25 protein-coding genes and 1 pseudogene are annotated in these 26426 nt (G+C 68.4%); 9 read left to right on the top strand and 17 right to left on the bottom strand.

The genetic code is table 11. From position 1 onward, the window contains the following. Nucleotides 1-233 precede the first annotated feature (233 nt). The 4 genes from ACHMXE_RS38500 to ACHMXE_RS38485 all read left to right on the top strand — a co-directional run bounded on the left by ACHMXE_RS38500 (nucleotide 234) and on the right by ACHMXE_RS38485 (nucleotide 2672). Complete coding sequence (locus ACHMXE_RS38500) at nucleotides 234-950, top strand: hypothetical protein (protein WP_395348938.1); 717 nt, start codon at nucleotides 234-236, stop codon at nucleotides 948-950. Nucleotides 951-1195: 245 nt separating this feature from the next. Continuing rightward, nucleotides 1196-1714, top strand: a complete 519-nt coding sequence (locus tag ACHMXE_RS38495; protein WP_395348937.1) for a hypothetical protein — start codon at nucleotides 1196-1198, stop codon at nucleotides 1712-1714. Nucleotides 1715-1747: 33 nt separating this feature from the next. Beyond that, nucleotides 1748-2119 (top strand): hypothetical protein, encoded by a 372-nt coding sequence (locus tag ACHMXE_RS38490; protein ID WP_395348936.1) that lies wholly within the window; start codon nucleotides 1748-1750, stop codon nucleotides 2117-2119. A 115-nt stretch (nucleotides 2120-2234) separates the two neighbouring features. Then, the gene (locus ACHMXE_RS38485) at nucleotides 2235-2672 is read left to right on the top strand and encodes an SMI1/KNR4 family protein (protein WP_395348935.1); all 438 of its coding nucleotides are present in this window, start codon (nucleotides 2235-2237) and stop codon (nucleotides 2670-2672) included. 114 nt (nucleotides 2673-2786) lie between these two features. Here ACHMXE_RS38485 and ACHMXE_RS38480 read toward each other — a convergent pair whose 3' ends face one another. From ACHMXE_RS38480 to ACHMXE_RS38410, 15 genes and pseudogenes are all read right to left on the bottom strand, one after another. Further along, nucleotides 2787-3215, bottom strand: coding sequence for a hypothetical protein (locus ACHMXE_RS38480; protein ID WP_395348934.1), 429 nt, complete (start codon nucleotides 3213-3215; stop codon nucleotides 2787-2789). A gap of 37 nt (nucleotides 3216-3252) precedes the next feature. Beyond that, the gene (locus ACHMXE_RS38475; protein WP_395348933.1) at nucleotides 3253-3813 is read right to left on the bottom strand and encodes a hypothetical protein; all 561 of its coding nucleotides are present in this window, start codon (nucleotides 3811-3813) and stop codon (nucleotides 3253-3255) included. A 290-nt stretch (nucleotides 3814-4103) separates the two neighbouring features. Then, entirely contained in the window at nucleotides 4104-4373 is a 270-nt protein-coding gene (locus ACHMXE_RS38470) for a hypothetical protein (RefSeq protein WP_395348932.1), read from the bottom strand. 381 nt (nucleotides 4374-4754) lie between these two features. Beyond that, on the bottom strand, nucleotides 4755-5726 hold the full coding sequence (locus ACHMXE_RS38465; protein ID WP_395348931.1) for an NAD(P)H-dependent flavin oxidoreductase: 972 nt from the start codon (nucleotides 5724-5726) through the stop codon (nucleotides 4755-4757). A gap of 14 nt (nucleotides 5727-5740) precedes the next feature. Next, complete coding sequence (locus ACHMXE_RS38460) at nucleotides 5741-6673, bottom strand: electron transfer flavoprotein subunit alpha/FixB family protein (RefSeq protein ID WP_395348930.1); 933 nt, start codon at nucleotides 6671-6673, stop codon at nucleotides 5741-5743. A 14-nt stretch (nucleotides 6674-6687) separates the two neighbouring features. Beyond that, a complete protein-coding gene (locus ACHMXE_RS38455; protein WP_395348929.1) occupies nucleotides 6688-7437 on the bottom strand; it encodes an electron transfer flavoprotein subunit beta/FixA family protein in 750 nt (249 codons plus the stop codon). A gap of 31 nt (nucleotides 7438-7468) precedes the next feature. Beyond that, entirely contained in the window at nucleotides 7469-8479 is a 1011-nt protein-coding gene (locus ACHMXE_RS38450) for a Bug family tripartite tricarboxylate transporter substrate binding protein (RefSeq protein ID WP_395348928.1), read from the bottom strand. Between the two features lie 76 nt (nucleotides 8480-8555). Then, the gene (locus ACHMXE_RS38445; protein WP_395348927.1) at nucleotides 8556-10517 is read right to left on the bottom strand and encodes an acyl-CoA synthetase; all 1962 of its coding nucleotides are present in this window, start codon (nucleotides 10515-10517) and stop codon (nucleotides 8556-8558) included. Nucleotides 10518-10567: 50 nt separating this feature from the next. Then, nucleotides 10568-11566: a Bug family tripartite tricarboxylate transporter substrate binding protein gene (locus ACHMXE_RS38440; protein ID WP_395348926.1), complete on the bottom strand. Its 999-nt coding sequence runs from the start codon at nucleotides 11564-11566 to the stop codon at nucleotides 10568-10570. Between the two features lie 32 nt (nucleotides 11567-11598). Continuing rightward, complete coding sequence (locus ACHMXE_RS38435) at nucleotides 11599-12807, bottom strand: CaiB/BaiF CoA transferase family protein (protein WP_395348925.1); 1209 nt, start codon at nucleotides 12805-12807, stop codon at nucleotides 11599-11601. A gap of 217 nt (nucleotides 12808-13024) precedes the next feature. Next, a complete protein-coding gene (locus ACHMXE_RS38430) occupies nucleotides 13025-13834 on the bottom strand; it encodes an oxepin-CoA hydrolase, alternative type (RefSeq protein ID WP_395348924.1) in 810 nt (269 codons plus the stop codon). Continuing rightward, nucleotides 13831-14974 (bottom strand): annotated as a pseudogene (locus ACHMXE_RS38425) (acyl-CoA dehydrogenase family protein). Before ACHMXE_RS38425 ends, ACHMXE_RS38430 begins: the two are co-directional and overlap by 4 nt. Nucleotides 14975-14986: 12 nt before the next feature. Then, the gene (locus ACHMXE_RS38420; RefSeq protein ID WP_395348923.1) at nucleotides 14987-16195 is read right to left on the bottom strand and encodes an acyl-CoA dehydrogenase family protein; all 1209 of its coding nucleotides are present in this window, start codon (nucleotides 16193-16195) and stop codon (nucleotides 14987-14989) included. Nucleotides 16196-16205: 10 nt separating this feature from the next. Continuing rightward, nucleotides 16206-17408 carry an acetyl-CoA C-acyltransferase gene (locus ACHMXE_RS38415; RefSeq protein WP_395348922.1) on the bottom strand — a complete coding sequence of 401 codons (1203 nt, stop codon included), beginning with the start codon at nucleotides 17406-17408 and terminating at the stop codon, nucleotides 16206-16208. A gap of 30 nt (nucleotides 17409-17438) precedes the next feature. Continuing rightward, nucleotides 17439-19574, bottom strand: coding sequence for a 3-hydroxyacyl-CoA dehydrogenase NAD-binding domain-containing protein (locus ACHMXE_RS38410; protein WP_395348921.1), 2136 nt, complete (start codon nucleotides 19572-19574; stop codon nucleotides 17439-17441). Between the two features lie 144 nt (nucleotides 19575-19718). Here ACHMXE_RS38410 and ACHMXE_RS38405 point away from each other — a divergent pair, with 144 nt between their 5' ends. Continuing rightward, complete coding sequence (locus ACHMXE_RS38405; RefSeq protein ID WP_203204323.1) at nucleotides 19719-20621, top strand: LysR family transcriptional regulator; 903 nt, start codon at nucleotides 19719-19721, stop codon at nucleotides 20619-20621. On the opposite strand, the gene ACHMXE_RS38400 is transcribed toward ACHMXE_RS38405, so the two are convergent. After that, entirely contained in the window at nucleotides 20605-21333 is a 729-nt protein-coding gene (locus ACHMXE_RS38400) for a GntR family transcriptional regulator (protein WP_203204324.1), read from the bottom strand. The two genes, ACHMXE_RS38405 and ACHMXE_RS38400, sit on opposite strands and share 17 nt — an antisense overlap. 113 nt (nucleotides 21334-21446) lie before the next feature. Here ACHMXE_RS38400 and leuC point away from each other — a divergent pair, with 113 nt between their 5' ends. The 3 genes from leuC to ACHMXE_RS38385 all read left to right on the top strand — a co-directional run bounded on the left by leuC (nucleotide 21447) and on the right by ACHMXE_RS38385 (nucleotide 24547). Beyond that, a complete protein-coding gene (gene leuC, locus ACHMXE_RS38395; RefSeq protein ID WP_395348920.1) occupies nucleotides 21447-22853 on the top strand; it encodes a 3-isopropylmalate dehydratase large subunit in 1407 nt (468 codons plus the stop codon). A gap of 174 nt (nucleotides 22854-23027) precedes the next feature. Further along, nucleotides 23028-23528: a 3-isopropylmalate dehydratase small subunit gene (leuD, locus tag ACHMXE_RS38390; RefSeq protein WP_395348919.1), complete on the top strand. Its 501-nt coding sequence runs from the start codon at nucleotides 23028-23030 to the stop codon at nucleotides 23526-23528. Next, on the top strand, nucleotides 23525-24547 hold the full coding sequence (locus ACHMXE_RS38385) for a tripartite tricarboxylate transporter substrate binding protein (protein WP_395348918.1): 1023 nt from the start codon (nucleotides 23525-23527) through the stop codon (nucleotides 24545-24547). Before leuD ends, ACHMXE_RS38385 begins: the two co-directional genes overlap by 4 nt. On the opposite strand, the gene ACHMXE_RS38380 is transcribed toward ACHMXE_RS38385, so the two are convergent. Then, nucleotides 24548-25333: an IclR family transcriptional regulator gene (locus tag ACHMXE_RS38380; RefSeq protein ID WP_395348917.1), complete on the bottom strand. Its 786-nt coding sequence runs from the start codon at nucleotides 25331-25333 to the stop codon at nucleotides 24548-24550. A 108-nt stretch (nucleotides 25334-25441) separates the two neighbouring features. On the opposite strand from ACHMXE_RS38380, the gene ACHMXE_RS38375 reads away from it, so the two are divergent. Next, nucleotides 25442-26395: a Bug family tripartite tricarboxylate transporter substrate binding protein gene (locus ACHMXE_RS38375; RefSeq protein ID WP_395348916.1), complete on the top strand. Its 954-nt coding sequence runs from the start codon at nucleotides 25442-25444 to the stop codon at nucleotides 26393-26395. The last annotated feature ends 31 nt before the right edge of the window (nucleotides 26396-26426 follow it).

Here is a 26426-nt window from a genome sequence, read left to right as displayed (position 1 = left end):
ATCGAATCGATCAGTGGTATGTTGGCTAGGCGCGCAAAGTCAGTGCATTTCACTCCTGGCAAGCGTCTGTTTCGGCCGCGAAGCTCCTTGAACCGCAGCTCGGCCAATGGCAGGCCTCCTGTCGTGGCGGCAGTTTGAGCCGCGTAGAACTCCAAGCAAACGATATCGAGTCCGGTATCCGCGCCGGACCCTCCTAACTACATCTAGATGCCACCCCGCCTATGAGCAAGAGTGTGAGCGGAATCTTCCATCCGCAGAGCCACAAAGTCCTCCGAGAGGAAGAAGTCGTGGCGGTGTCGCCAGGTGGAGTACTCGACGTTCGGGTAGATGATTTTGAGGCGGTGTTGCGGATCTCACATGAGATCGTCGCAGCCTACTGGGCGGATTGCGAAGGAAGCGTGGGTCAGCATCTCGTGCGTGCCGTCGCGTCCCAACAGAATCACGCACTTACGCGACTAAGGCGCTCCGTGGATACTCCCGTTCCGGACGACCAGCCATTGAGGAAGCATTTCCAAGAGGTTGCTGCCATCTTGGTGCCTGGGCAGTACGTCTTCGTACTGGAAGACGTGCCAGTCGATTCGTACGTTGTGGAGCAAGAAGTGCGGCCGGAGATGGCATTGGACGTCACTCAGTTCTATCCCGGCTTCGGGGCCATGATTGCCACTCATCCCCGAGCAGCCTTGTCTCGGCCCACGATAGATCGCCACGCACAAGCAATTCAATGTGGAGAGCGACCAGTCGTTGTCACCATATCGCATTGCAAGGCATGGGCTGAGTTCATTGTTGATGGTCATCACAAGCTCCATGCCTACCAGCGCGAAAACATTGCCATTCGACGCTTGAACATCATCCGACGACAGAGTTCCAGGGTGGAGATGGAGGACCTGCTGTCGTTTCTGGCCGAGCGGGACTTGCAAAAGCACCTGCGTGAAAATCGCCCGGTCGACTAGTCGACCGGGCGGTGACGGCTAGAGCGCAGAGTTTGGTCCATTGCCCAATGCTCACTGCGATCGTCCAGTTTCCTTCTGTGGGGCCTCGCGACCGTGTCGTCTGCCTGGCCGGAATGATTTCTGGAGTGAGATGGCTCTCCGCTGAGGGCGGCCGGAGCCTGCTACGGCAGAATCCGGCCAGGACCAGTCATTCGGGCCCTCAAAAATTTGCTCCAAGGCGGTCGTTCCTCCCATGCATCTACCTCATGCCAATTGACGTTCTGCTCTCGGTTCCCGCCGGCGGAAAGACTGCGCAGCATCTCTTGCTTTGCGCATCGCTTCACGACGCCTTGAGCGTTGCGAAGGTGAGTGAGAAACTTCTGCTCATCGACGCGAAGTCCGCCTTGTTGCTCGAAGACGTCTACGGGCATACACATACACCACCGGATTCTGATGAACTACTTTGGCGTACGGAGAACGCTCGTCCTGTATTGCACGAAGCCGACCTCCGCGATGGCGAAAAGGAGGGCTACCTCGGAAAGTGGAATCTGGATTTCCTTACATGGCTTCGACAAATTGCCGTCGCAGTTTCCGAACCGGTCGCGATCGCATACGAGCACGAACGTGGCGACATGCCCTATGAGTCGGCTTGGTGGACCTGCGACCCACTTTCGGAAACTGGCGAAGTCGAGACCTTTGGTATCCAGAGCAACGATGGAATGGACAAGCCCGAATGGCGTGCTGAGGTAGTACGTTGTGCAGATGGCCGTATCGAAATTCGCTGAACGAGGCGGCATACGGCCAGAACCGGCCGTTCGATGACGGCTCAGAATTTTCACGGAGAAGCGACTATGTGGAAGCGTAGCGATGTCGCTGAAGGTCAGGACTATCAGCTGGTGTTGGTCCAACGACGCGACGGTACTCGCACATGCGTGCTGTGTGAAGTCGGTCAATGCGAGGGCGTCGAGGAGCAAATGTTCGTCACAGCCGTCGTACCTCGGGAGTTGCTAGTGAAAGGCGACCTCTTCGGAATTGCCAAGGCAGTGAAATTGACAGACGGCTCCTCCTTCGGCGTCGAGGCCCATGGCGTGTGGTTGACGCCAGAGGAGTGCGCCGCTTTTGAACGCAACGTGACCTGGTACGAAATGCCTTGGCTGAACGGGTTGGCTCCTGTTCTTCCCCCAAAATAAGCGGTGACTCGCGACAGCCGTACACGGCCAGAAGCCGTCACTCGATGGCGGGCTTCATTTCGCTCCGAAGTAGGCACTTGGCGGGCTCACGCCTCAACTTGGGTACTCTAGAAGCATGCTGAAAGAACACTACCCCGATTGGCGGTACGGCCCCCCGGCTTCCGCAGACATGATTGCCGACGCCGAAGCGAAACTTGGGGTTCGCTTTCCCGATGAACTTCGAGCGCTCTACCTCGAGGCGGACGGGGTGAGAGAGAACCATGGGAGTGCCTCCTACTTGCTGCCACTATCTGTCGAAGATTCGATGGTCAGCCTTACGAAGACGCTCTGGGCGGAATGGGAAGGTTTCAGGCCAGAGTTTGACCTCAAGCCATTTATCTTCTTCGGCAGCTCTACTAGCGACGAACTGTGGGGCATCAATTGGAAGCAGCCGGGTCAGGTAATCGCATTCGATCATCACATGGAAGGCGCCTACGAGTTTGTGGGCACGAACATCGTCTATGTCTACCGAGCAGATTTCACGCAGTTCAAAGACAGGTTTGCATCAAACTGAATGACTGGTATTCGCTGGCGGAAAGGTCTGCAATGGGCCCGAAGCGGAACTCGGGCTTGCTCCAGAGCAGCCATTCGTCCCGGTCGTTTGAGTAGCCAAGCCTTCTGAAGTGACTTAGCTCTCGACCTGTCGAACCGGGATTCCTTGCCTCAAAGCTTCGGCTGCCACGGCTCTACTTTCAACCTCATCTTCAATGAGCAGTGCCATCTTCGAAACTTCGTTGAACGGCAGGTAACCACTGCGGTCCAGCGTTTGCGCTTCCACGCGTAGGCCGCAATCCCGAAGCCTCTTAATCAGCCTTCGGGCTTCCCGAGACTCCATTTCCCCGAGGTCGATGCGCCAACGTCCGCGAAGCTGCAGGACGGCCTGCTGGGCAGGCAGTGCAGTGAATTCGGGCACCACGCGGCGTAGTACCTGGATTTCTTGAAGGGTCGCTCCGGGCTCATCAAACAGCACCGCGAGGGTCGATGTCTGTCGATGGACCTGCAAAAGTACCCAGCCTGGCTCGGTACCGTCCCATAAGTGGCTGTAGTTCGACATCATGCAGGGCTCGAAGGACCGGTTCTGGCCGACTGCGTCGCTACTCGCGCATGCGTACACGCGACGTCCCAACATAGATGGCCAGGGCGACTGCTGCTGCCACGATGGCCCCCATCAACCAGAAGTCGCGACGTTGCTCGATTTTCCCGACATATGCCTGATATGACAGAACGGGTCCAGCAGTACCCTCCAACGTGACGACCTCTCCCAAGTGAATCCCTATCCGCAATCTGGGGCCGGCGGCTTCAACGGCGCCCGCTTGCTCTTGTGTGACGCTGAGAATCGATGCAAAGGGAAGATAGAGAACGGGCCGCAGTCTCAGCATGAGTTCGTCGTGGTCAATGTAGTTTGCGACGCCAATGCCCAGACCGGCGTCGAACTTCGTCGTTCCATGGTTGATGCCAGACCTGCTGATTGCTTTCTCTATCGGGCCGACGTACTTCAGCATTGCGTCACGCACCGTAAGGGTCTTCTCGGCAGGAGCCCTCATTTCTGCTCGGTGCATCAACATCAAGCCAGCAATGACCAACAGTCCAATACTGCAATATGCGCGGTACTCCCGGAACCATCGCAAGACCTTCGCATTCGCTGCCAGCTCCATCACTTCCCCAGTGTCAGCTTCGATGGTCGGATTTTGCCTTCTGCTCGCAATGTCTGGCTCTGGTCGCGAATACCTACTCGCGCAGGGCCAAAGGATGTTGGCAATCTTTCCAAGGAGGCTGCTCGCATTGTTTGTCGACGATCGGCATGGAGCATGGAGCTGCCACCGAGACCAACCCTTCAAGCCTCTACCAAACCGAATCTTTTCCATCACGAAGGCCTCAGCCATCGCGCTCCAAGGGACCCGTCCTCACAGAGCGGGCCGCGACTCCGCAGCCCGCAGACCAGCCCTTACCCGCCAGCCTCAAGCGCCCCATGCCGCGCCTTCTCGCTCATCTGAAACAACTCCCCCGCCTCACGCGCAAGTCCAGCCGCGAGCCAGATCAGGTTGTCCAGTTGTCGAGGCCCATCACCGCTGCACCAATCGATGTCTTTCCCGTGGCAGACCCACAGAAGCGCTTCGAGTTGGGAGAGGGTGTTTTCGAGGAGATCCGCCGGGCCTTGGGCGTTGTCTCCGGAAGCTACCGGCGTGCGACGCCGGGCTATAGTCTTGGTAGCCATTTTTGTGCGGTCCTTTAGAGGTGTTGCACGAACTTGGTTAGACGGCCGGGGTGCTCGTTACACCTCGGCCGTCGCCTTTTGATACCTCGCATCCGCATCGCTGCTTTCGCACCGACGACCTGCCGCGAGGCAAGCAGCCTTCGAACATCTCGTTAGTGGATTGGTGTGTTGCGCCTTTTTGCTCCCACGGTTGGGGTAGCGAGTGACAGGGGCATCAACTCTAGGGAAGAAGTGGGCGGGTTGCCGTGCCGCTCGGCACGAAGTCGCGGCAACCGCCAATAAATGCAGCTTCCGCAATGCACGGCGCACAGGCCTCGAAGAGGCCGTGGCGTGCAGGTCCCGGTCGGCGTGATCGCCGCCGGGATGCGGGCAGGAAAAGACTCAGTCCATCCAGGACCGCGCCCGGTCCAGATGCTCGCGGCACTCGCGCACCATGCGCTCCAGCAGTTCCGCGCAAGTCGGGATGTCGTCGATCAGCCCGATGCATTGGCCGGCGGAGACCACGCCGTCCTGCACCGCGCCCGACTCCAGCGCGGCGCGGCCGCGCGCGCCTGCCACCAGCGGGCGGATCTCCTCGAACTCGCAGCCGCCCGGACGGTTCTCCGTGGCCACCACTTCTTCGGAGATCGCGTTGCGGAACACGCGCGCGGTGTTGCGCATGGTGCGGAACATCAGCTTGGTGTCGCGCTCGCTCGCATCCACCAGCGCTTGCTTGATGTTGTCGTGGATCGGCGCTTCCCGGGTCACGCAGAAGCGCGTGCCCATGTTCACGCCCTCGGCGCCGAGCGCGAGCGCGGCCGCCATGCCGCGGCCGTCGGCGATGCCGCCCGAGGCGATGATGGGAATGCGCAGCTTGCGCGCCGCGATCGGCAGCAGGATCAGGCCCGGCACGTCGTCCTCGCCCGGATGGCCCGCGCACTCGAAGCCGTCGACCGACACGGCGTCGACGCCATTGCGCTCGGCCGACAGCGCGTGGCGCACCGAGGTGCACTTGTGGACGATCTTCACGTCGTGGCGCTTGAGTGCCTCGATGAAGTCCTTCGGGCTGTTGCCCGCGGTCTCCACGATCTTCACGCCGCTGTCGATGATCGCCTGCACGTACTCGGCATAGGGCGGCGGCTTCACGGCCGGCAGGATGGTGAGGTTCACGCCGAAGGGCTTGTCGGTGAGCGCGCGGGTGCGCTCGACCTCGCGGCGCAGATCGTCGGGCGTGGGCTGCGTGAGCGCGGTCACGATGCCCAGGCCGCCGGCGTTGGAGACGGCCGCGGCCAGTTCGGCGCGGCCCACCCACTGCATGCCGCCCTGCACGATCGGGTAGCGGATGCCGAGCAGCTCGGTGATGCGGGTCTTCATGCGGGCACTTCCTCTTACAGCGTCTTCACCAGCTCGGGCACGGCCGTGAACAGGTCGGCCACGAGGCCGTAGTCGGCCACCGAGAAGATCGGCGCCTCTTCGTCCTTGTTGATCGCCACGATCACCTTGGAGTCCTTCATGCCGGCCAGATGCTGGATCGCGCCCGAGATACCCGCGGCGATGTACAGCTGCGGCGCGACGATCTTGCCGGTCTGGCCCACTTGCCAGTCGTTGGGCGCATAGCCCGCGTCGACGGCGGCGCGGCTGGCGCCGAGGCCCGCGTTGAGCTTGTCGGCCAGCGGGGCCATCACTTCGGTGAACTTCTCGGCGCTGCCCAGGGCACGGCCACCGGAGACGATGATCTTGGCGGCCGTCAGTTCGGGGCGTTCGCTCTTCGTGACCTCGCGGCCCACGAAGCTGCTCTTGCCGCTGTCGGCCACGCCTTCGGCGGTCTCGACAGTTGCGCTGCCACCGGTGGCGGCGGCTGCATCGAAGCCGGTGGTGCGAACGGTGATCACCTTGGTGGCATCGCTGCTCTGCACGGTGGCGATGGCGTTGCCGGCGTAGATCGGACGCTCGAAGGTGTCGGGGCTGTCGACCTTGGTGATGTCGCTGATCTGCGCGACGTCGAGCTTGGCGGCCACGCGCGGCGCGACGTTCTTGCCGTTGGCGGTCGAGGGGAACAGGATGTGGCTGTAGTTGGAAGCGATCGCGAGGACTTGGGCCGCGACGTTCTCCGCCAGGTTCTCGGCGAGGCTAGCGCTGTCGGCGGCGATGACCTTGGTGACGCCAGCGATCTGGGCAGCGGCCTTGGCGGCTTCTGCCGCGTTGGCACCGGCCACGAGCACGTGGACGTCGCCACCACAGGCGAGCGCGGCGGTCACGGTGTTGAGGGTGGCCGGCTTGATGCTGGCGTGGTCGTGTTCGGCAATGACGAGTGCGGTCATGTTCGTTGTCTTCCTCAGATCACTTTGGCTTCGTTCTTCAGCTTGTCCACCAGGGTCGCCACGTCGGGCACCTTGATGCCGGCGCCGCGCTTCGGCGGTTCCGAGACCTTCAGCGTCTTCAGCCGCGGCTTGACGTCCACGCCGAGGTCCTCGGGCTTGAAGGTGTCGAGCTGCTTCTTCTTGGCCTTCATGATGTTGGGCAGCGTGACGTAGCGCGGCTCGTTGAGGCGCAGGTCGGTCGGGATGACGGCCGGCAGCGTGAGCGAGACGGTCTCGAGGCCGCCGTCGACTTCGCGCGTGACGTTGGCCTTGTCGCCGGCGACTTCGACCTTCGAAGCGAAGGTGGCTTGCGGCAGGTCGGCCAGCGCAGCCAGCATCTGGCCGGTCTGGTTGGCATCGTCGTCGATGGCCTGCTTGCCGAGGATGATGAGCTGCGGCTGTTCCTTGTCGACCAGCGCCTTGAGCAGCTTGGCCACGGCCAGCGGCTGCAGCTCTTCCGAGGTCTCGACCAGGATGCCGCGGTCGGCGCCGATGGCCATCGCGGTGCGCAGGGTTTCCTGCGACTTGGCGTCACCGCACGAGACGGCGATGACCTCGGTCACCACGCCCTTCTCCTTCAGGCGCACGGCCTCTTCGACGGCGATCTCGTCGAAGGGGTTCATGCTCATCTTGACGTTGGCGATGTCCACGCCCGTGCCGTCGCTCTTGACGCGCACCTTCACGTTGTAGTCGACGACCCGTTTGACGGGCACGAGAATCTTCATGGCTGGTCCTTCAATGAAAAACGGAGGGGGTTCACTCGAGCTTCGCGCCCGATTGCTTGATGAGGCGCTCCCAGATCGGCCGCTCGGTCTTCCAGGCGGCGGCAAAGAGTTCGGGCGAGCTGTCCTTGAGCTCGAAGCCCATGGCCGCGATGCGCTCGCGCACGTCGGGCTGCTGCGAGGCCTTGCGCACTTCCTCGGCGATGCGGTCCACGATGGGCTTGGGCGTCTTGGCGGGCACGGCGAAGGCAAGCCAGCCGGTCACGCGGTAGGCCTCGTCCTTCAGGCCCTGCTCGGCCATCGTCGGCACGGTGGGCAGCGCGGCCATGCGGCGCTCGCCGCTCACGCCGATGGCCCGCACCTTGCCCGCGTCGATGTGCGGCTTGGCGACCAGCGCGCTCGCATAGGCCATCTGGATCTGGCCGCCGATCAGGTCCTGCATCATCGGCGCCTCGCCCTTGTAGGCGACGTGGTTCATGTCGGCCTGCTGCGTGAGGCTCATGTGCGCGCCCGCCAGGTGCGGGTAGGCGCCCACGCCGTAGGAGCCATAGGCGACCTTGCCCTTGTTCGCGGCCACGTACTTCAGCAGTTCGGGCGCGGTCTTGGCCGGCACGCTCGGATGCACCACCAGCACCAGCGGCCCCATCGCCACCTGGTAGACCAGCGTGAGGTCGCGCTGCGTGTCGTAGGGCAGCTTCTCGTAGAGGAACTCGTTGGTCAGCAGCGAATTGCTCAGCGAGAAGACGATGGTGTAGCCGTCGGGCGCTGCCTTGGCGACCATGTCGGTGCCGATGATGCCGGCCGCGCCGGGCTTGTTGTCGATCACCACGGGCTGGCCGAGGCCGGCCGCCATCTTCTGGCCCAGCACGCGCGCGAGCACGTCGGTGGCGCCGCCGGCCTGGAAGGGCACGACCATGCGGATCGGCTTGTTCGGATAGGGCGCCTGGGCCTGGGCCGGCGCATGGGCCAGCGCGAGCAGCGCGGCGGCGGTGGCGGTGGTGGCGCGCAGCAGCGCGCGACGGGTCGGGTGTCGGGTGATGGTCATGGTGTCCCTGATGGTTCTTGGGGTCGGAGAAACGAAAGGCGGCGGGCCGTGCGCTGCGGCCCGCCGTGCGGCGGCTTCAGGCCGTCGCCACGCGGGTCTTGAAAGGCAGTGGCTCGAGCGCCTGGCGCAGCCGCTCGGCGAGCGCCGCGGACTGCGCGCCGGCGCCGGCGGGGTCGATCGTCACGCGCACCAGGCTCTCGCCCTCGTGCGTCACGCTCGGGCGCGCGGCCTCGGGCAGGCCGAGTTCGGTGCAGAGCTCGGCCACGGTCGCGGCCACCACGCGGGTCGCGGCCATGGCGCGCAGCTCGGGCTTGTAGATCTTGCCGACGTTGGTCATCGGCAGCGCATCGACCAGCGCCACCCACTTGGGCTTGGCCGGTGCCTCGTCGACGCGCGCGGCGGTGAAGGCCAGCAGCTCGTCCTCGGTGGCGGCGCCGCCGGGCACCAGCGTCGCGAACACCACGGGCAGTTCGCCCGCGTAGGCATCGGGCGCGCCGACCGCGGCGCAGACCTGCACCGCGGGATGGGCGCTGAGTGCGTCCTCGATCACCTTGGGATCGATGTTGTGGCCGCTGCGGATGATCAGGTCCTTCGAGCGGCCCGTGAGGTTGAGGCGCTCCTCGCTGTCGATCCAGCCGAGGTCGCCGGTCGCGAGCCAGCCATCGGCCGTGAAGGCCTTGGCGTTGTCGGCCGGATCGACGAAACCCGAGAACACGTTGGGCGACTTGAACAGCACCATGCCGGTCTCGCCGCGCGCCACTTCGCGGTCGCTCGCGTTGCCGTGCTCGTCGAGCGCCACCACGCGCATCTGCATGTAGGGCAGCCGAAAGCCGACGCAGCCCGCGGGGCCGTCGACGCCGGGCGGCGTGATGGTCGAGATGCCGGCCATCTCGGTCATGCCCAGGCTCTCGTGCACGTGCAGGCCGAACAGGCGCTCGAAGCGCGCGGCGAGTTCGGGCGAGAGCACGGCCGCGCCGGTGCGGCAGTAGGTGATCGAGGAGATGTCGGCGCCGTCGAGCGGCACGTTGGCCAGCGCGGCCAGCACCGTGGGCACGGCCGACAGCGAGGTCGGGCGGTACTTGGCGACCAGCTTCCAGTAGTTGGCCAGCACCTGCTTGTTGCGCAGCAGCGAGGGCGTGGGGATCACCACCTCCACGCCGGCCGAGAGCGAGGCCAGCGAGGCCGGCAGCACGCCCGCGACGTGGAACAGCGGATAGCCGTTGATCGAGATGCCGTGCTCGTTCATGCCCGCGACCTGCACGCTGGCCCAGGCGGTGAACACCTGCGCGCCGTGGCTGTGGCGCGCGAGCTTGGGCGCGCCGGTGGTGCCGCCGGTGTGGAAGTAGGCGGCGATGTCGCTCGAGGCGATGTCGCGGCCGCTCACGAGGCGGTCATCGGGTTGCGCGGTGCGCAGCGCTTCGAAGTCGGCCACGCCCTCGGGCAGCGCGCCCGCCGCGCCCGGTGCCTCGCCGTGCGGCGCCACGCGCAGCAGGGTGGTCAGGCCCGGCACCTGGCCGCGCAGCCGCAGCGCCTTCGACCACATGCCCGACTCGGCATCCGAGCCGTAGGCGATCAGCACCTTGGCGCGGGCCGCGGTCATCAGTGCGACCAGCTTCTCGTCGGTGAGCAGCGGATTGAGCGGCTGCACGATGCCGGCCGCCTCGCCGCCCCAGAGCGCGAGGTGGTATTCGAGGCAGCCCGGCAGCAGCACCGCCACCGCGTCGTTCGGGCCCACGCCCAGGCCATGCAGCAGGTTCGCGGTCTGGTGGATGCGCGCGAGCAGCTCGGCATACGACCAGCGGATCGGCGCATCGTCCGGGTTGCCGGTGCGCAGGAAGGTCAGCGCGGTCTTGTCGCCGAAGGCATGGCCTGCGTTGCGAAAGATCTCGTAGGTGCTGCGCACCGTGAGCGCCTGCGCGAGCGGGGTCTGCTCGAGCGCGTGGATGTCGGCGAGGCTGCGCACGGGGCGCGCGGGCCGGAACGGCGCGCCCACGGGCGTCGCGTAGTCGTTGTCGTGCCGGTCGTTCCTGTCGGTCATGGCCTGTCTCCTTGTTCCCTTGAATCGTCGCCGTGTCGGCCCGGCTGTTTTTACTGGTTCGTGATGTGGTTGTCGCGGATGACCTTGCCCCAGCGCTCGAAGTCCTGGCGCATGCGCTCGGCGGTCTGGTCGGCGGTGCGGTAGGCCGCGAACGAGCCCACGCCCTGCAGCTTCTCCTGCACTTCCTTGTCGGCCAGCGCCTTCTTGAGTTCGGTGCTCATGCGCTCGACCACGTCCTTGGGCGTGCCGGCGGGTGCCAGCAGGCCGCCCCATGAGGTGGCGTCGAAGCCCGGGAAGCCCTGCTCGGCCACCGTCTTCACGTCGGGCAAGAGGCTCACGCGCTGGCCCGAGCCGACCGCGATGGCGCGCAGCTTGCCCGCGCGGATGTGCGGGATCACGGCCACCAGGTCCGAGAACATCGCGGGCACCTGGCCGCCGATCAGGTCGGTCACGGCCGGCGCGCTGCCGCGGTAGGGCACGTGCTGCATCTCGAACTTGCCGATGTTCTTGAGCTGCTCGGTCGTCAGGTGGCCGAAGCTGCCGGCGCCCGCGGTCGTGTAGTTGAGCTTGCCGTTCTCGGCCTTGGCCTTGGCGATCAGGCCCTGCAGGCCGGTCACCTCGGGCAGCGCCTTGGGATTGACCACCAGCACGATCGGCAGGTCGTAGACGCTGCCCACGGGCGTGAAGTTCTTGAAGATGTCGTAGCCGGTCGGGCCGTAGAGGTGCGAGGCCAGCAGCGTGGGCGTGGCCAGCATCACGAAGGTGTAGCCGTCGGCCGGCGCGCGCGCCGCGGCGGCCGCGCCCACGGTGCCCGAGGCGCCGCTGCGGTTGTCGATCACGATGTTCTGGCCGAGCGCGGCCGACATCTTCTGCGCCACGATGCGCGAGGCCACGTCGGTGGGACCGCCGGGCGGGAAGGGCACGATCAGCGTGATCGGCTTGGCCGGCCAGGCCTGCGCGAAGGCGGCACCGGCGGCGAGGGGAAGGGCGAGCGCGAGGAGTGCACGGCGAAGAGGACTGCGGAGGGTACGGAGAGAGAGGGAGGCCATGACTTCTGCTTCAGGGGAACAAGGTGGCGCCGTCAGACGACGCCGCTGCTTTTCAGCGCTGCCAGCTTTTCATCCGACAGGCCGAGCAAGGACTGGAGCACGTCGTGCGTGCCTTCGCCCAGGGTGGGCGGCGCGCTGCGCACCGGCAGGCGCTCGCCATCGAAACGGTAAGGGGGCGCGAGCACGTCGACCGTGCCCGCGACCGGATGCGGCTGGCGCGTGACCAGGCCGGCGTCGGTGGCGCGCTTCGATTGCAGCGCCTCGAGCAGGCCCAGCACCTCGCCGCAGGGGATGCCGGCGGCGCTCAGTTTGTCGAGCAGCGCGGCGCGCGGGCGCTTCGCGAGTTCGGCATGCAGTTGCGGCAGCAGCACCGCGCGGTTGGCCGAACGCAGGATGTTGGTCTTGAAGCGCTCGTCGGCCGCGAGGTCGGGCCGCTCGATCACCTCGGTGCAGAAGCGCGCGAACTGCGCGTTGTTGCCCACGGTGATGACCAGCGGGCCGTCGGCCGCATCGAACACGCCGTAGGGCACGATCGAGGGATGCGAGTTGCCGTAGCGCGGCGGGTCCTCGCCCAGCAGCAGCGCCTCGAGGCCGTAGTAAGCGGTGATCATCAGGCCGCAGTCGAACAGCGCCATCTCCACGTGCCGGCCGCGGCCGGTCTTCTCGCGCTGGTAGAGCGCGGCGAGGATGGCCTGCGCCGAGTACATGCCGGTGAACAGGTCGACGGCGGCCACGCCGAACTTCAGCGGCGGCTGGTTGGCCTCGCCGTTGAGCGCCATCAGGCCGGCTTCGCCTTGAACGACGAGGTCGTAGCCGGGGCGCGCGGCCTCGGGGCCGGTGCGGTCGTAGCCCGAGATCGAGCAGTAGATGAGGCCGGGATGCTCCTGGCTCAGCTGCTCGTAGCCCAGGCCCAGCTTGTCGATGCCGCCGAACTTGAAGTTCTGGATCAGCACGTCGCACTGCTTCGCGAGATCGCGCGCGAGCTGCTGGCCCTCGGGCGTCTGCAGGTCGAGCGTGACCGAGCGCTTGTTGCGGTTGACGCTGTTGAAGTAGGCGGTCTCGGTCTGGCCGACGCGCAGGCCCCAGTCGCGCGTGTCGTCGCCGCGGCCCGGGTGCTCGACCTTGATGACCTCGGCACCCATGTCGGCCAGCACCATGCCGCACCAGGGGCCCGCGAGGATGCGGGAGAGGTCGAGGACGCGCACGCCGGCGAGCGGCAGCGAGGAATTCAGCGAGGGCATGGTGGCTCCAGGAGGACGTGGCACCGGATGGGTTCCGGGGAAGGGGACCTAGACAGATTCAGGTAGATCCAGATCCGTTCACGCTGAGCTTGTCGAAGCGCTGTGCAAGGCTTCGACAGGCTCAGCCCGAACGGTTTGGGGTTTGACTCGGTTACGCGGTGAGACCCGGAGCCGTTCACGCTGAGCTTGTCGAAGCGCCGCGCGAGGCTTCGATCCTTCAGGACTTGTCCTGCCGCCGCAGCGCGGCGAAGTCGGCCTTGCGCTTGCCGAGGAAGGCACCGATGCCTTCGGCGGCCTCGGCATCGGCCTGCGACTCCACCATGTAGACGGCCTCCGCCTCGAGTTGTTCCTCGAGCGTGGCGCGGTGCGCCTGCCGGCACAGCGACTTGATGCGCGCGCTCGCGCGCTGCGGGCCGTTCGCGACCTTGGCCGCGAGCGCGATCGCCTCGGCCAGTGCCGCGCCCTTGTCGGTCAGGCGGTTGACCGCGCCCAGCGCATGCAGGCGCTCGGCCGGCAGGCGGTCGCCGGTCAGGCACAGCTCGGTCAGCAGCTGGCGCGAGACGAACTCGGCCAGGAAGGCGGTGGCGCCGCCATCGGGCGTGAGGCCGACCTTGACGTAGGCCACGGTGTAGAAGGCATCGCGCGCCGACACGAGCATGTCGCAGGCCAGCGCCATCGACAGGCCCGCGCCCGCGGCGCCGCCCTCGACGGCCGCGATCACGGGCTTGCCGCTGTCGCGCAGCGCGCGGATCAGGTTGTGCAGGCCCTCGAGCTTCTCGCGGCGTTCCGACGCGGGCAGCTCGCGGCGCTTGGCCAGCAGGTTGAGGTCGCCGCCCGAGCAGAAGAAATCGCCGGCGCCGGTGAAGACGATGGCACCGACCTCGGGGTCGTCCTGTGCATCGGCCAGCGCGGCCGCGAGTTCGGCATACAGCGTGGGCGTGATCGCGTTGCGCGCGCCCGGGTTGCTGTTGGTGAGGATGCGCACGGCACCCTCCTGCGAGATCAGCACGGTCTTGTCGTTGCTCATGCCGCCACCTCCTTGCCTAGTGCGATATAGCGCTGCAGGTGATGGTCCTCGTCGCCGAGCTGGTGGTCGATCATCACGAGGCGCTTGGCGTAGTGGGGCAGCGGCAGTTCCCAGGTCATGCCGATGCCGCCGTGCATCTGGATGCTTTCTTCCGCCACCAGCGCGCCGATGCGGCCGATGCTGAACTTGGCGGCCGACAGCGCGCGCTCGCGCGCGAGGCGGTCGCCGCCGTCGATGGCGGCCGCGGCATTGATGACCGCCGAGCGCGCCTGCTCGATCTCGAGCAGCAGGTCGGCCATGCGGTGCTGCAGCGCCTGGAAGCTGCCGATCAGCGTGCCGAACTGCTTGCGCGTGCGCAGGTAGTCGAGCGTCGCGGTCTTGGCCGCCTCCATCGCGCCCACGGCCTCGGCGCACAGCGCGAGCACGCCGCGGCCGATGGCGCGCTCGAGCGTCGCGGCGCCCTGGCCCTCGGTGCCCAGCAATGCATCGGCGGGCAGCTTCAGGCCGTCGAACGAGAGTTCGGCGACACGGCCGCCGTCGATCGAAGGGCAGCCGCGCACGGTGAGGCCGGCGGTCTTCGCGGGCACGAGGAACAGCGAGATGCCGGCTTCGTCGTCCACGTTGCCCGAGGTGCGGGCGGAGACCAGGAACAGGTCGGCCTGCTCGCCCTGCGGCACCACGGCCTTGGCGCCGTTCAGCACCCAGCCGTCGCCGCTGCGCTCGGCCTTGGTCTGCACACGCGTGCGTTCGTAATGCGTGTCGGCCTCGTCGTGCGCGAAGGCCGCGACGGTCACGCCGTTGATGATGTCGACCAGCTTCTCCTTCTGCGCATCCGTGCCGGCCGCGCCGAGCGCCTCGCCGACCATCACCGCGCCCCAGCAGCGGCTCGACCACGAGGCCGCGGCCCAGGGCCTCGAAGACCACGGCGATGTCGAAGCCGCCGCCGCCGAAGCCGCCATCGGCCTCGCTGAACAGCGCGCCGATCACGCCGAGTTCGGCGAACTGCTGGAAGATCTCCTTGCTGAAGCCGTGCGCCGACTTCGCGATGCGGTCGCGCGCATCGAAGGCGTACTGCTCGCTGATGAAGCGGTTGAGGCTGTCGGCGAGCATGCGCCGGTCTTCGCTGTGTTCGAAGTTCATTGCATCTCTCCTTTACAGGCCCAGGATCATCTTGCTGATGATGTTCTTCTGGATCTCGTTCGAGCCGCCGAAGATCGACAGCTTGCGGTTGTTGAAGTAGCGCGAGGCGGCGGCCGAGGCGTAGGCCGGGCCGAAGGTCTCGCCGGTGAAGCCGTCCTTCAGCGCCTCGGCGATGAAGGGGCGGCCATGCACGCCCATCGCGCGGCGCGCCAGCGACGAGATCTCCTGGCGGATCTCGGTGCCGCGGATCTTGAGCATGGAGCTCTCGGCGCCCGGCACGCCGCCGCCGGCCACCGCCGCGATCACGCGCAGGTTGGTGGTCTTCATGTTCTCGAGGTCGATCTCCACGCGCGCCAGGCGCGCCGCGAAGGCCGGGTCTTCCGACAGCGGCTTGCCGTTCTTCGTCTGCGTGGCGGCGATGCCCTTGAGCTGCTCGAGCGCGGCCACCGAGAAGCCCACGCCCGCGATGTTGGTGCGCTCGTAGGTCAGCAGGTACTTGGCGCAGGTCCAGCCCTTGTTCTCCTCGCCCACGAGGTTCTCGGCCGGCACGCGCACGTCGGAGAAGAACACCTCGTTGACCTCATGCTCGCCGTCGAGCGTGATGATCGGGCGCACTTCGACGCCCGGCGATGTCATGTCGATCAGCAGGAAGCTGATGCCTTCCTGCTTCTTCGCCTCGCGGTTGGTGCGCACCAGGCAGAAGATCATGTTGGCGTGCTGGCCCAGCGTGGTCCAGGTCTTCTGGCCGTTCACGATGTAGTGGTCGCCCTGGGCATCGATGCCGCGCACGGCCGAGGTCTTGACGGCCGCGAGGTCGGAGCCCGCGCCGGGTTCCGAATAGCCCTGGCACCACCAGTCGGCGCCGTTGAGGATGCGCGGCAGCCAGTGGCGCTTCTGCGCCTCGTTGCCGTACTTGATGAGCACCGGCCCGAGCATGTTCACGCCGAAGGGCACGATGCGCGGCGCGAAGGCCAGCGCGCATTCGTTCTCGAAGATGAACTTCTCCACCGCCGTCCAGCCCGGGCCGCCGTACTGCTCGGGCCAGTGGTTGGCGAGCCAGCCGCGCGCATCGAGGATGGCATGCCATTCCTCCATGTCGGCCTTCTCGAGGATCTTGCCGCCGCGCACCTTGTCCGACAGCCGCGCGGGCAGCTTGTCGGCCAGGAAGGCACGCACCTCGCCGCGGAAGGCTTCTTCTTCGGGGGTGAAGTTCAGGTCCATCGCGCGCTCCTCAATAGATTTCGAACAGGCCGGCCGCGCCCATGCCACCGGCGATGCACATCGTGACCACGGCGTACTTGGCGCCGCGGCGCTTGCCTTCGATCAGCACATGGCCCGCGAGGCGCGCGCCGGTCATGCCGAAGGGGTGGCCGATCGAGATCGCGCCGCCGTTGACGTTGAGGCGTTCCGAGGGAATGCCCAGCCGGTCCTGGCAGTAGATCGACTGCGAGGCGAAGGCTTCGTTGAGTTCCCACAGGCCGATGTCCTCGACCTTGAGGCCGTGGCGCGCGAGCAGCTTGGGCACGGCGAACACCGGGCCGATGCCCATCTCGTCGGGCTCGCAGCCCGCGACCGCGAGGCCGCGGAAGGCGCCCAGGGGTTTGATGTTGGCGCGCTCGGCGTCCTTGGCTTCCATCAGCACGCAGGCCGAGGCGCCGTCCGACAGCTGCGAGGCATTGCCCGCGGTGACGAACTTGTCGTCGCCCATCACGGGCTTGAGCTTGGCCAGCGCCTCGTAGGTAGTGCCGCGGCGGTTGCAGTTGTCCTCGGTGGCCGTGACCTCGCGGTGCGTGACCTCCCTGGTCTCCTTGTCGGTCACCGCCATGGTGGTGGTGCAGGCGACGATCTCGTCCTTGTAGCGGCCGGCGAGCTGCGCCTCCTCGGTGCGGCGCTGGCTCTCGGCCGAGAAGCGGTCCTGCGCCTCGCGGCTGATGTTGTAGCGCTGGGCCACGATGTCGGCGGTCTCGATCATCGCCATGTAGAGCGCGGGCTTGTGCTCGACGATCCACGGGTCCATGCCGCTTTCATTGTCATTTCGGCCGCTGTCGGTCGCGCTGCGGCTGCGGATCTGCGAGATGCTCTCGACGCCGCCCGCGATCATGGCCGGCGCGCCGTCCACCACGATGCGGCCCGCGGCCATCGCGATCGCCTGCAAGCCCGAGGCGCAGAAGCGGTTGACGGTGGTGCCGGCGATCGAGATCGGCAGGCCCGCGCGCACGATGGCCTGGCGCGCGATGTTGCGGCCGGTGGTGCCCTCGGGATAGCCGCAACCGAGGATGGCGTCCTCGATCAGCGCCGGGTCGAGGCCCGAGCGCTCGACCGCGGCCTTGACCGCGAAGGCCGCCAGCGTGGGGCCGGGGGTGATGTTGAATTCGCCGCGGTGCGCCTTGGTGAGCGGGGTGCGGGCGGTGGAAACGATGACGGCTTCACGCATGGGGATGTCTCCTGGAGGCTGGCTCTGTGATTACTCGGATTGATTGAGGCTCGCGAAGTCGGCGCCGCGCTCGACCAGCTGCACCAGCAGCGGCGACGGCTTCCAGAAGATCGGGTCTTCCTTCGCGAACTCCTGGATGTCGGCCAGCACCTTCGGCAGGCCCACCATGTCGGCGTACTTCATCGGGCCGCCGCGGTGGCGCGGGAAGCCGTAGCCGTAGAGGAAGGTCACGTCGACGTCGAGCGGGCGCAGCGCGATGCGCTGCAGCACGACGTTGGCGCCCTCGTTGATCATCGCGGCCATGTAGCGGCGCATGATTTCCTCCTCGGTGAAGGCGCGCGGCGTGACGCCCGCGCGTTCGCGCTCGGCGTCGATGATCGCCAGCACCTCGGGGTCGGGCTGGCCGGTGCGCGCGCCTTCGGGATAGAGGTAGTAGCCGCGCTGCGTCTTCTGGCCGAACCAGCCGCGCTCGCAGATGCGGTCGGCCACCTGCACGTAGCGCGCCTGCGGGTCGCGCGTGGCGGCCTTGCGCTTGCGCGTGGCCCAGCCGATGTCGCCGCCCGCGAGGTCCGAGACCTGGAACGGGCCCATCGGGTAGCCGAAGTTGCGCACGGCGGCGTCGATCTCGTAGGGCGAGGCGCCGTCCTCCATCATGTGGTCGGCGGCCTGGCGGTACACGGCCAGGATGCGGTTGCCGATGAAGCCGTCGCACACGCCCGCGCGCACCGGCACCTTCTTGAGCTTCTTCGCGAGCTCGAAGCCGGTGGCGACCACGTCGGCGCGCACCTTGGCGGGCACCACGATCTCGAGCAGCTTCATGATGTTGGCCGGCGAGAAGAAGTGCAGGCCCACCACGTCCTGCGGCCGCGAGATGCTGGCGGCGATCTCGTCGATGTCGAGGTACGAGGTATTGGTGGCCAGCACCGCGCCCTGCTTGCAGACGCGGTCGAGCTCGGCGAACACGGCCTTCTTCACGCCCATGTCCTCGAACACGGCCTCGACCACGATGTCGACATTGGCGAGCGCGTCGTACGAGGTCGAGCCCGAGAAGCGCGCCAGCACGGCGGCCTTGGCCTCGGGCGTGATGCGGCCCTTGGCGATCAGGCCGTCGTAGACCTTCTCGACGTTGGCGCGGCCGCGCGCGAGCTGGGTGTCGTCGCGCTCGATCATGGTCACGGGCAGGCCGGCGTCGAGCATCGCCACCGCGATGCCCGCGCCCATGGTGCCGCCGCCGACGATGCCGGCCGATTCCAGCGGCCGCGGGCTGGCGGAGCGGGTCTCGGGCGCCTTCAGCACTTCGCGCTCGGCGAAGAAGGCGTGGATCAGGCCCGCGCGCTGCGGGCTGTCGATGCACTGCAGGAACAGCTTGCGCTCGAGCGCCATGCCTTCGTCGAAGGGCAGCGTGAGCGCGCCCTCGACGGCCTCGACGATCTTCATCGGCGAGAACAGGCCGCGGCTCTTCTTCGCGGTGTCGGCGCGCGCGGCCTCGAGGGCGGCACGGCTGGCTTCCTTGTCGGCCAGCGCGCCGGCCTCGCGCGTGCGGCGCACCGGGGCGTTGGCGGCGATCAGTTCGTTGGCATAGGCCAGGCCTTCGGCGCGCGCGTCGGCGTCGCTGCCGAGGCGGTCGACCAGGCCCAGTGACAGCGCTTCCTTCGCGAGCGCGTGGCGGCCGCTGAGCATCAGCTCGATGGCGGGCTTCACGCCGATCAGGCGCGGCGCGCGCTGCGTGCCGCCCGAGCCGGGCAACAGGCCCAGCGCGACTTCGGGCAGGCCCAGCTTTGCCGTGGGCGAGGCCAGGCGGTAGTGGGCCGACAGCGCCACCTCGAGGCCGCCGCCGAGCGCGGCGCCATGGATGGCGGCGATCACGGGCTTGCTGCAGTTCTCGATCTTCAGGCAGGCCTCGGGCAGCGAGGGCGGCTGCGGCGCCTGGCCGAACTCGCGGATGTCGGCGCCGGCGATGAAGTTGCGGCCCGCGCCGACGATCAGCACCGCCTTGGCCGCGGTGTCGGCCTCGGCCGCGTCGATGGCGGCCACCAGGCCGCGGCGCACGTCCACGCCCAGGGCGTTGACGGGCGGGTTGTCGATGGTCACGACGAAGACGTCGCCCTGGCGCTCGAAGGCGACGGGACCGGAGGACGTGAAGGGGCTGGAGGTCGGGGTGGCCATGTGCGTGTCGCTTGTCTCGGTGACGCGCCGGAGCGGCGCGAGGCTCTGGGGGGGTGAACCCCGCATTCTTTGCAGCGCTGCCGGTTTTGACAATTGCATAGCCGGTTGACAGACTGTCAAAGGATTTTTGACAAAATCCCGGCCATGGACCTCCAATCGCTGACCCTGCTGGTCGAAATCATCGATGCCGGCAACCTGAGCGCGGCCGCGCGCCGGCTCAAGATGACCCGGGCCAACGTCAGCTACCACCTGAACCAGCTCGAGCGCTCGGTCGGCGCGCAGCTGGTGCGGCGCACCACCCGGCGCGCCGAGCCGACCGAGATCGGCCTGCGCCTGTACCAGCACGGCGTCGCGATCCAGGGCGAGCTGCGCGCGGCGCGCGAATCGGTCACCACGCTGGGCGAGGGGCTGCAGGGCCAGGTGCGGCTGAGCGTGCCCAGCGGCTACGGCCAGCTGGTCATGGCCGACTGGCTGATCGACTTCAAGCGGCGCTACCCGGGCATCGTGCTCGACGTGGTGTTCGAGAACCGCATCGAGGACCTGCTGCGCGACGAGGTCGATATCGCGATCCGCGTGATCCCCGAGCCGCCGCAGAACCTGGTGGCGCGCGCGATGGGCCCGGTGCGCTACGTGGCCTGCGCCTCGCGCGACTACGCGGCGCGGCATCCGCTGCCCGAGCAGCTCGACGGGCTGCATGGCGCGCCGGTGGTCACGGCGGCGGTCATCGGGCGGCAACTGCGGGTGTCGGCCTACCAGGGCGAGATCCGGCGCGAGGTGGTGCTCGAGCCGACCCTGATCTCGGAGAACTTCCTGTTCCTGCGCCAGGCCATCCTCGCGGGCCTGGGCATCGGGCTGGTGCCCGACTACGTGGTGGCCGAGGACGTGCGCCGCGGCGAGGTGCTGACCACGCTCGACGACTGGCGGCTGTCGATCTTCGGCACCCAGATGTTCATGCTCTACATGCCGAACCGCCAGCACACGCGCGCGATCCGCACCTTCATCGACTACACGCTGGAGCGCGTGCGCGAGGTCAGCCCCGGATCGTGACGTGCGAGTGGAAGCGGTCCGACGGACCGCGCAGGCGCTGGAACTCGAAGGGCCGGTCGGCCTCGTCGTGGCCGATGCGCAGCACGTCGACCAGCGCCGAGGCCATCGGCACGCCGAGCAGCGCGGCCAGCGGCGCGTCGGCCAGCGTGGCGCGCGTGAGCATCTCGATGCGGCCGTAGCGGATGCCCTGGCCCTGCAGCAGCTCGGTCAACGACAGCCGCGAGAAATCGGCCCGCACGAAGCGCCGGCCCACGTCCTCGATGAGGTGGACGATGCTGTGCAGGATCGGCAGCCGCCCGGTGCTGCGCAGCCGCACCACCTGGAGCACCGGCGTGCCTTCCTCGAGCCGCAGCGCGGTGGCCACGTCGGCGGGCGCGGGCACGAAGCCGAACTCCTTGACCGATGGCTTGCTGCGCGAGCGGCGCTCGGCCATGGTGGCGAGGAAGGACTCCATCGGCATCGGCAGCGGCGCCGAGCGCAACGGCGCCGACACGTAGGTGCCGCGGCCGCGCTGGCGCTTGAGCAGGCCGCGTTCCTCCAGCGACTGCAGCGCGCGTCGCACCGTGACGCGCGAGACGCCGTACTTCTCGCGCAGCTCCTCCTCGGTGGGAAGCTGGTCGCCGTCGCGCAGCCGCCCGCTGGCGACCATGTCCTCGATCAGGGTCGAGATCTGGTGATGCAGTGCCACGCCGGGCTGCCTGTTGAGGTCCATGGGCAAATCTTAGCGGTCGATGACGGGGCGGAGCGGGGCGTTGGCTAAAAGTATTGATGTCAATACAATAAGACCAACAACGCTCCACGACGGCTCACGCCGACAGACCTCGCATGCCCGGCCGCACGCTCTTCGAGAAGATATGGGACGCCCACGTGGTGTCCGACCTGGGCGGCGGCTTCTCGCTGCTGCACGTCGACCGCCACCTGGTCAGCGATCCCGGCAGCAAGGCGCTCGCGGCGCTGCGCCGGCGCGGGCTGCCGGTGCGCCATCCCGAGCTGACCTTCGCGATGCCCGACCACACGGTGTCGACCGCGCCGGGCCGCGAGGGCCACACGCCCAACGCCATCCGCTACCTGGCCGACCTGCGCCACGAGACGCGGCTGCAGGGCATCCGCCTGTTCGACGTCGGCCAGCCGGGGCAGGGCATCGTGCACGTGGTCGGGCCCGAACTCGGGCTCACGCTGCCGGGCGCCTCGGTGGTCTGCAGCGACAGCCACACCTGCACCCACGGCGCGCTCGGTGCGCTGGCCTTCGGCATCGGCGCCACCGAGTTCCAGCACGTGGCCGCGACCCAGACCATCGTGCTGCAGCGCCCGCGCCAGATGCGCATCCGCTTCGAGGGCACGCTGCCCGCGGGCACCAGCGCGAAGGACCTGATCCTGCATGCCATCGGCCGGCTCGGCGCCACCGGCGCCTCGGGCTGCGCGGTCGAGTACGCGGGGGCGGCCATCGACGCGCTCGACATCGAGGCGCGCATGACGGTGTGCAACCTGTCGGTGGAGATGGGCGGGCGCTTCGGCATCGTCGCGCCCGACGCGCGCACGCTGGCCTACGTGCGCGGCCGGCCGTTCGCGCCCAGCGGCGCGCAGTGGGACCTGGCCGCGGCGCAATGGGCCACCTTGCGCAGCGACGACGACGCGGTGTTCGACCGCGAGGTGCGCATCGACGTGTCGCAGGTCGTGCCGCAGGTCACCTGGGGCACGAGCCCGCAGGACACCATCGGCATCGATGCGCGCATCCCCGATCCGGCCGCCGCCAGCGACCCGGCGCAGCGCGCCGCATGGCAGGCCGCGCTCGACTACATGGGCCTGCGCGCCGGCGACGCGATCGCGGGCACGCCGGTGGACTGGGTGTTCATCGGCTCGTGCACCAACGCGCGCATCTCCGACCTGCGGCTCGCGGCCGAGACCGTGCGCGGCCGGCGCGTGGCGAGCGGCGTGCGCGCCTGGATCGTGCCGGGCTCGGAGCTGGTCAAGCGCGAGGCCGAGGCCGAGGGGCTGGCGCAGGTGTTCCTCGACGCCGGCTTCGAATGGCGCGAGTCGGGCTGCTCGCTGTGCGTGGCGGCCAACGGCGAGGCCGTGCCGCCGGGCCTGCGCGTGGTGTCGACCTCGAACCGCAACTTCGTCGGCCGCCAGGGCCCGGGCGCGCGCACCCATCTCGCGAGCCCGCAGCTCGCGGCCGCCTCGGCCATCGCGGGCTGCCTGGTCGACCCGCGCGAAATGGAGGCCCGGCCATGACCCCGTTCGGCGTGCTCACCGCCACCGCCGCGCCGCTCTGGCGCGACAACATCGACACCGACCTGATCGTGCGCGTCGAGCCGCTGTTCGGCGGCGTGCCGCGCGAGGAGCTCGGTCCCCCATGCGCTGGCCGCGCTGCGCTTTCGCGCCGACGGCAGCGAGGACCCGGCCTGCGTGCTGAACCAGCCGCGCTACCGTGGCGCGGGCATCCTGCTGGCGGGCGACAACTTCGGCTGCGGCAGCTCGCGCGAAGGCGCGGTGTGGGCGCTGATGGCGCTGGGCATCCGCTGCATCGTCGCGCCGAGCTTCGGCGACATCTTCCAGGGCAACTGCTTCCAGAACGGCCTGCTGCCGGTGCGCCTGCCGCGCGCGCAGGTGGAGGGGCTCGCGCGCGCCGTGGCCGAGGGCGCCGATGCCGTGCTCACGGTCGACCTGCAGGCCTGCACCGTGCGGCGCGCGGGCCTGCCGACGCTGCCCTTCGCCCTGCCGCCGCGGCGCCGCGAGGGGCTGCTGCGCGGCCTCGACGACCTCGAGCTCACGCTCGCGCGCGGCGCCGAGATCGATGCCTTCCAGCGCCGCGATAAGGCGCTGCATCCCTGGCTGCACCTCGACGGCGCGCGGCGCCCGAGCCTCGCCACCGACCCCGCCCCCGATACCGACAAGGAGACACCGTGACCCCCGAACAACCCCCGCGCCTGCCACCGGCAGCCGCCACCCGCCGCGGCCTGCTGCGCGCCGGCGCCGCCCTCGCCGCGAGCGGCGCTTTGCCGCTGCGCGCGCTGGCGCAGGAGCCCGCTTCCGCCTTTCCCTCGCATCCCGTGAAGATGGTGATCCCGCTGCCGCCGGGCGGCGCCACCGACGTCATCGGCCGCCTGCTCGGGCAGAAGCTTGGCGAGCTCTGGCGCCAGAGCGTGATCGTCGACAACAAGCCCGGCGCCGGCACCATCGTCGGCACCCAGGCCATCGCGCGGGCGCCGGCCGACGGCTACACCTTCGGCATCGTCATCAGCGCCTTCACCATCAATCCCTCGCTGCGCAACGACCTGCCGTACGACGCCACCAAGGACTTCACGCCGCTGAGCCTGCTGGGCTTCCCGGTGATCGCGCTGGTCGCCATTCCCTCGTTCCCCGCCAACGACGTGGCCGGGCTGATCGCGAAGGCGCGCGCCAAGCCGGGCTCGGTCAGCTATGCCTCGCTGGGCATCGGCACCGCCACCCACCTGGCGGGCGAGATGATGAACGTGCGCGCCGAGACCGGCATGGTCCACATCCCCTACAACGGCAGCGCGCCCGCGTACAACGACCTGCTGAGCGGCCGCGTGCAGGTGGGCTTCGTGCTGCTCGACTCGGCGCTGCCGCACGTGAAGGCCGGCAAGCTCAAGGTGCTGGCCGTGACCAATGCGAAGCGCAGCCGCATCTATCCCGACTATCCGACCGTTGGCGAGACCATTCCCGGCTATTCGCTCGAGAGCCTGTTCGGCTTCGTCGCGCCGCGCGGCCTGCCCGCGCCGATCGCGGCCAAGCTGTCGGGCGACATCGTCAAGGTGATCCAGCTGCCGGAGGTGCGCCAGCGCCTGGCCGAGCTCAGCGTCGAGCCCGTGGGTTCGAGCGCGGCCGAGTTCGAGGCGACGATCCGCAGCGAGATCGTGAAGTGGGCGCCGGTGGTGAAGGCCGCGGGCGTGAAGGCAGACTAGCTAAGGATGCCACTGGCTGCGCGCGCGGCCTTCGAGCGGTTCGTAGCGCGTGGCCGCGAGCGCATCCGACAGCCTTCGCGCGGCTTCCATCAGCGTGGCCGCATGGCGCGCGAGTTCGCCGGCCGCGGCCGCATCGGCCGGCACCGCCACGCTGAGCGCGCCCAGCACCGTGCCGCGCGCGGCGAACACCGGCGCGGCCACGCTCGCGGCGGCCGCGTCGGCCTCGCCCACGGTCAGGTGATGGCCGCGCTGGCGGATCGCGTCGAGCGCGGCGCCCGGCGCGCCCGAGAACGCGAGGATCACCTGGCCGGCCGCGCCGCGCTCGAGCGGCAGCGGCTCGCCGACGCGGCTCGGGCTCACGAAGCCGTCGGCGCCGCGCACGCGCAAGAGGCGCACGCGCTGGCCTTCCTCGAGCGCGAAGAAGGAGGCGCTGTGGCCGGTCCGTTCGGCCAGTTGCTGCAGGGCCGGCTCGATCACGTTGCGCAGGTCGAAGGCGCGCTGGTAGCGCGCGCCCAGCCGCGCGGCCGCCGGGCCCAGGCGCCAGGCACCGCCCTCGAGCGCCACCAGGTAGCCGGCCGTGGCCAGCGTGCGCGCGAGCCGCAGCGCGGTGGGCTTGGCGAGCGCGGTGCGGCGCGCGATCTCGGCCAGCGCGAGCTGCGCGTCGGCGGTGCCGAAGGCATCGAGGATGGCGAGCGAACGCGCCACCGCGGTCACGCCCTCGGCACGCGGCTGGGGCTTGCCGGCGCGGGGAGCGGTGCGGGTGGGAGCGCGTGCGGAGGAGGCCATCGTTTTGCGGAGTGGAACGGCATTGTGCGGCCGCGTTGCGAATCCTAGGCTCGCGGCTTTCCCGGGGCACTGGGCCCCATCGCTCGAACATCCGCAGGAGACTCGCTCATGACATCCACCGCCCCGCTGCGCCGCCGCCTTGGCGCGCTCTTCCTGGCCTGCCTCGCCGCGCCCTCGCTGGCGCTCGCGCAGGCGCCGTATCCGAGCAAGCCGATCCGCCTGGTCGTGCCCTTCGCGGCCGGCGGCGCGGTCGACACCGTGGGCCGCGTGGTCGGCGAGCGGCTGTCGACGCAGATGGGCCAGCCGGTGATCGTCGACAACCGGCCCGGCGCCAACGCCAACATCGGCACCGAGAACGTCGCGCGCTCGGCGCCCGATGGCTACTCGCTGCTGGTGGCGGCCAACGGCGTGGTGACCAACAACACGCTCTATCCCAAGCTGTCGTTCAACGGCCTGCGCGACTTCGTCGCGGTGGCGCGCCTGGGCTATGCGCCGCTGGTGCTGGTGGTGCCGGCCAGCGCGCCCTACAAGACCGTGCCCGAGCTGCTCGCGGCCGCGCGCGCCAAGCCCGGCGACATGAGCTACGGCTCGGCCGGCAACGGCAGCTCGGGCCACCTGGCCGGCGCGCTGCTGGCCTCGGTCGGCAAGTTCGATGCGCTGCACGTGGCCTACAAGGGCGGCTCGCCCGCGCTGGTCGACCTGATCGCGGGACGCACCTCGTTCATGCTGTTGAACCCGCTCGAGGTGCTGCCGCACATCCAGTCGGGCCGGCTGCGCGCGCTGGCGGTCAGTGGCGCCCAGCGCGCGCCGATGCTGCCGAACGTGCCCACCATGGCCGAGGCCGGCCTGCCGAATTTCGACGCCAGCGTCTGGTGGACGCTGCTCGCCCCGGCCGGCACCGCGCCCGAGGTGGTCGCGAAGCTCAATGCCGAGACGCGCAAGGCGCTGGCCGATGCCGGCACGCGCGAGAAGCTGGCGCGCTCGGCGCCGTCATCACGCCCTCGAGCCCGCAGGAGGCCGCGGCGTTTCTCAAGAGCGAATCGGCCAAGTGGGAGCAGGTGATCCGCGCGGCCGACATCAAGGCCGACTGAGC

Source organism: Variovorax sp. UC122_21 (assembly GCF_044056785.1).
Lineage (GTDB): Bacteria > Pseudomonadota > Gammaproteobacteria > Burkholderiales > Burkholderiaceae_C > Variovorax.
The sequence above is the reverse complement of the archived record's forward strand: the minus strand, read 5'-3'. Positions and strand labels throughout refer to the sequence as shown.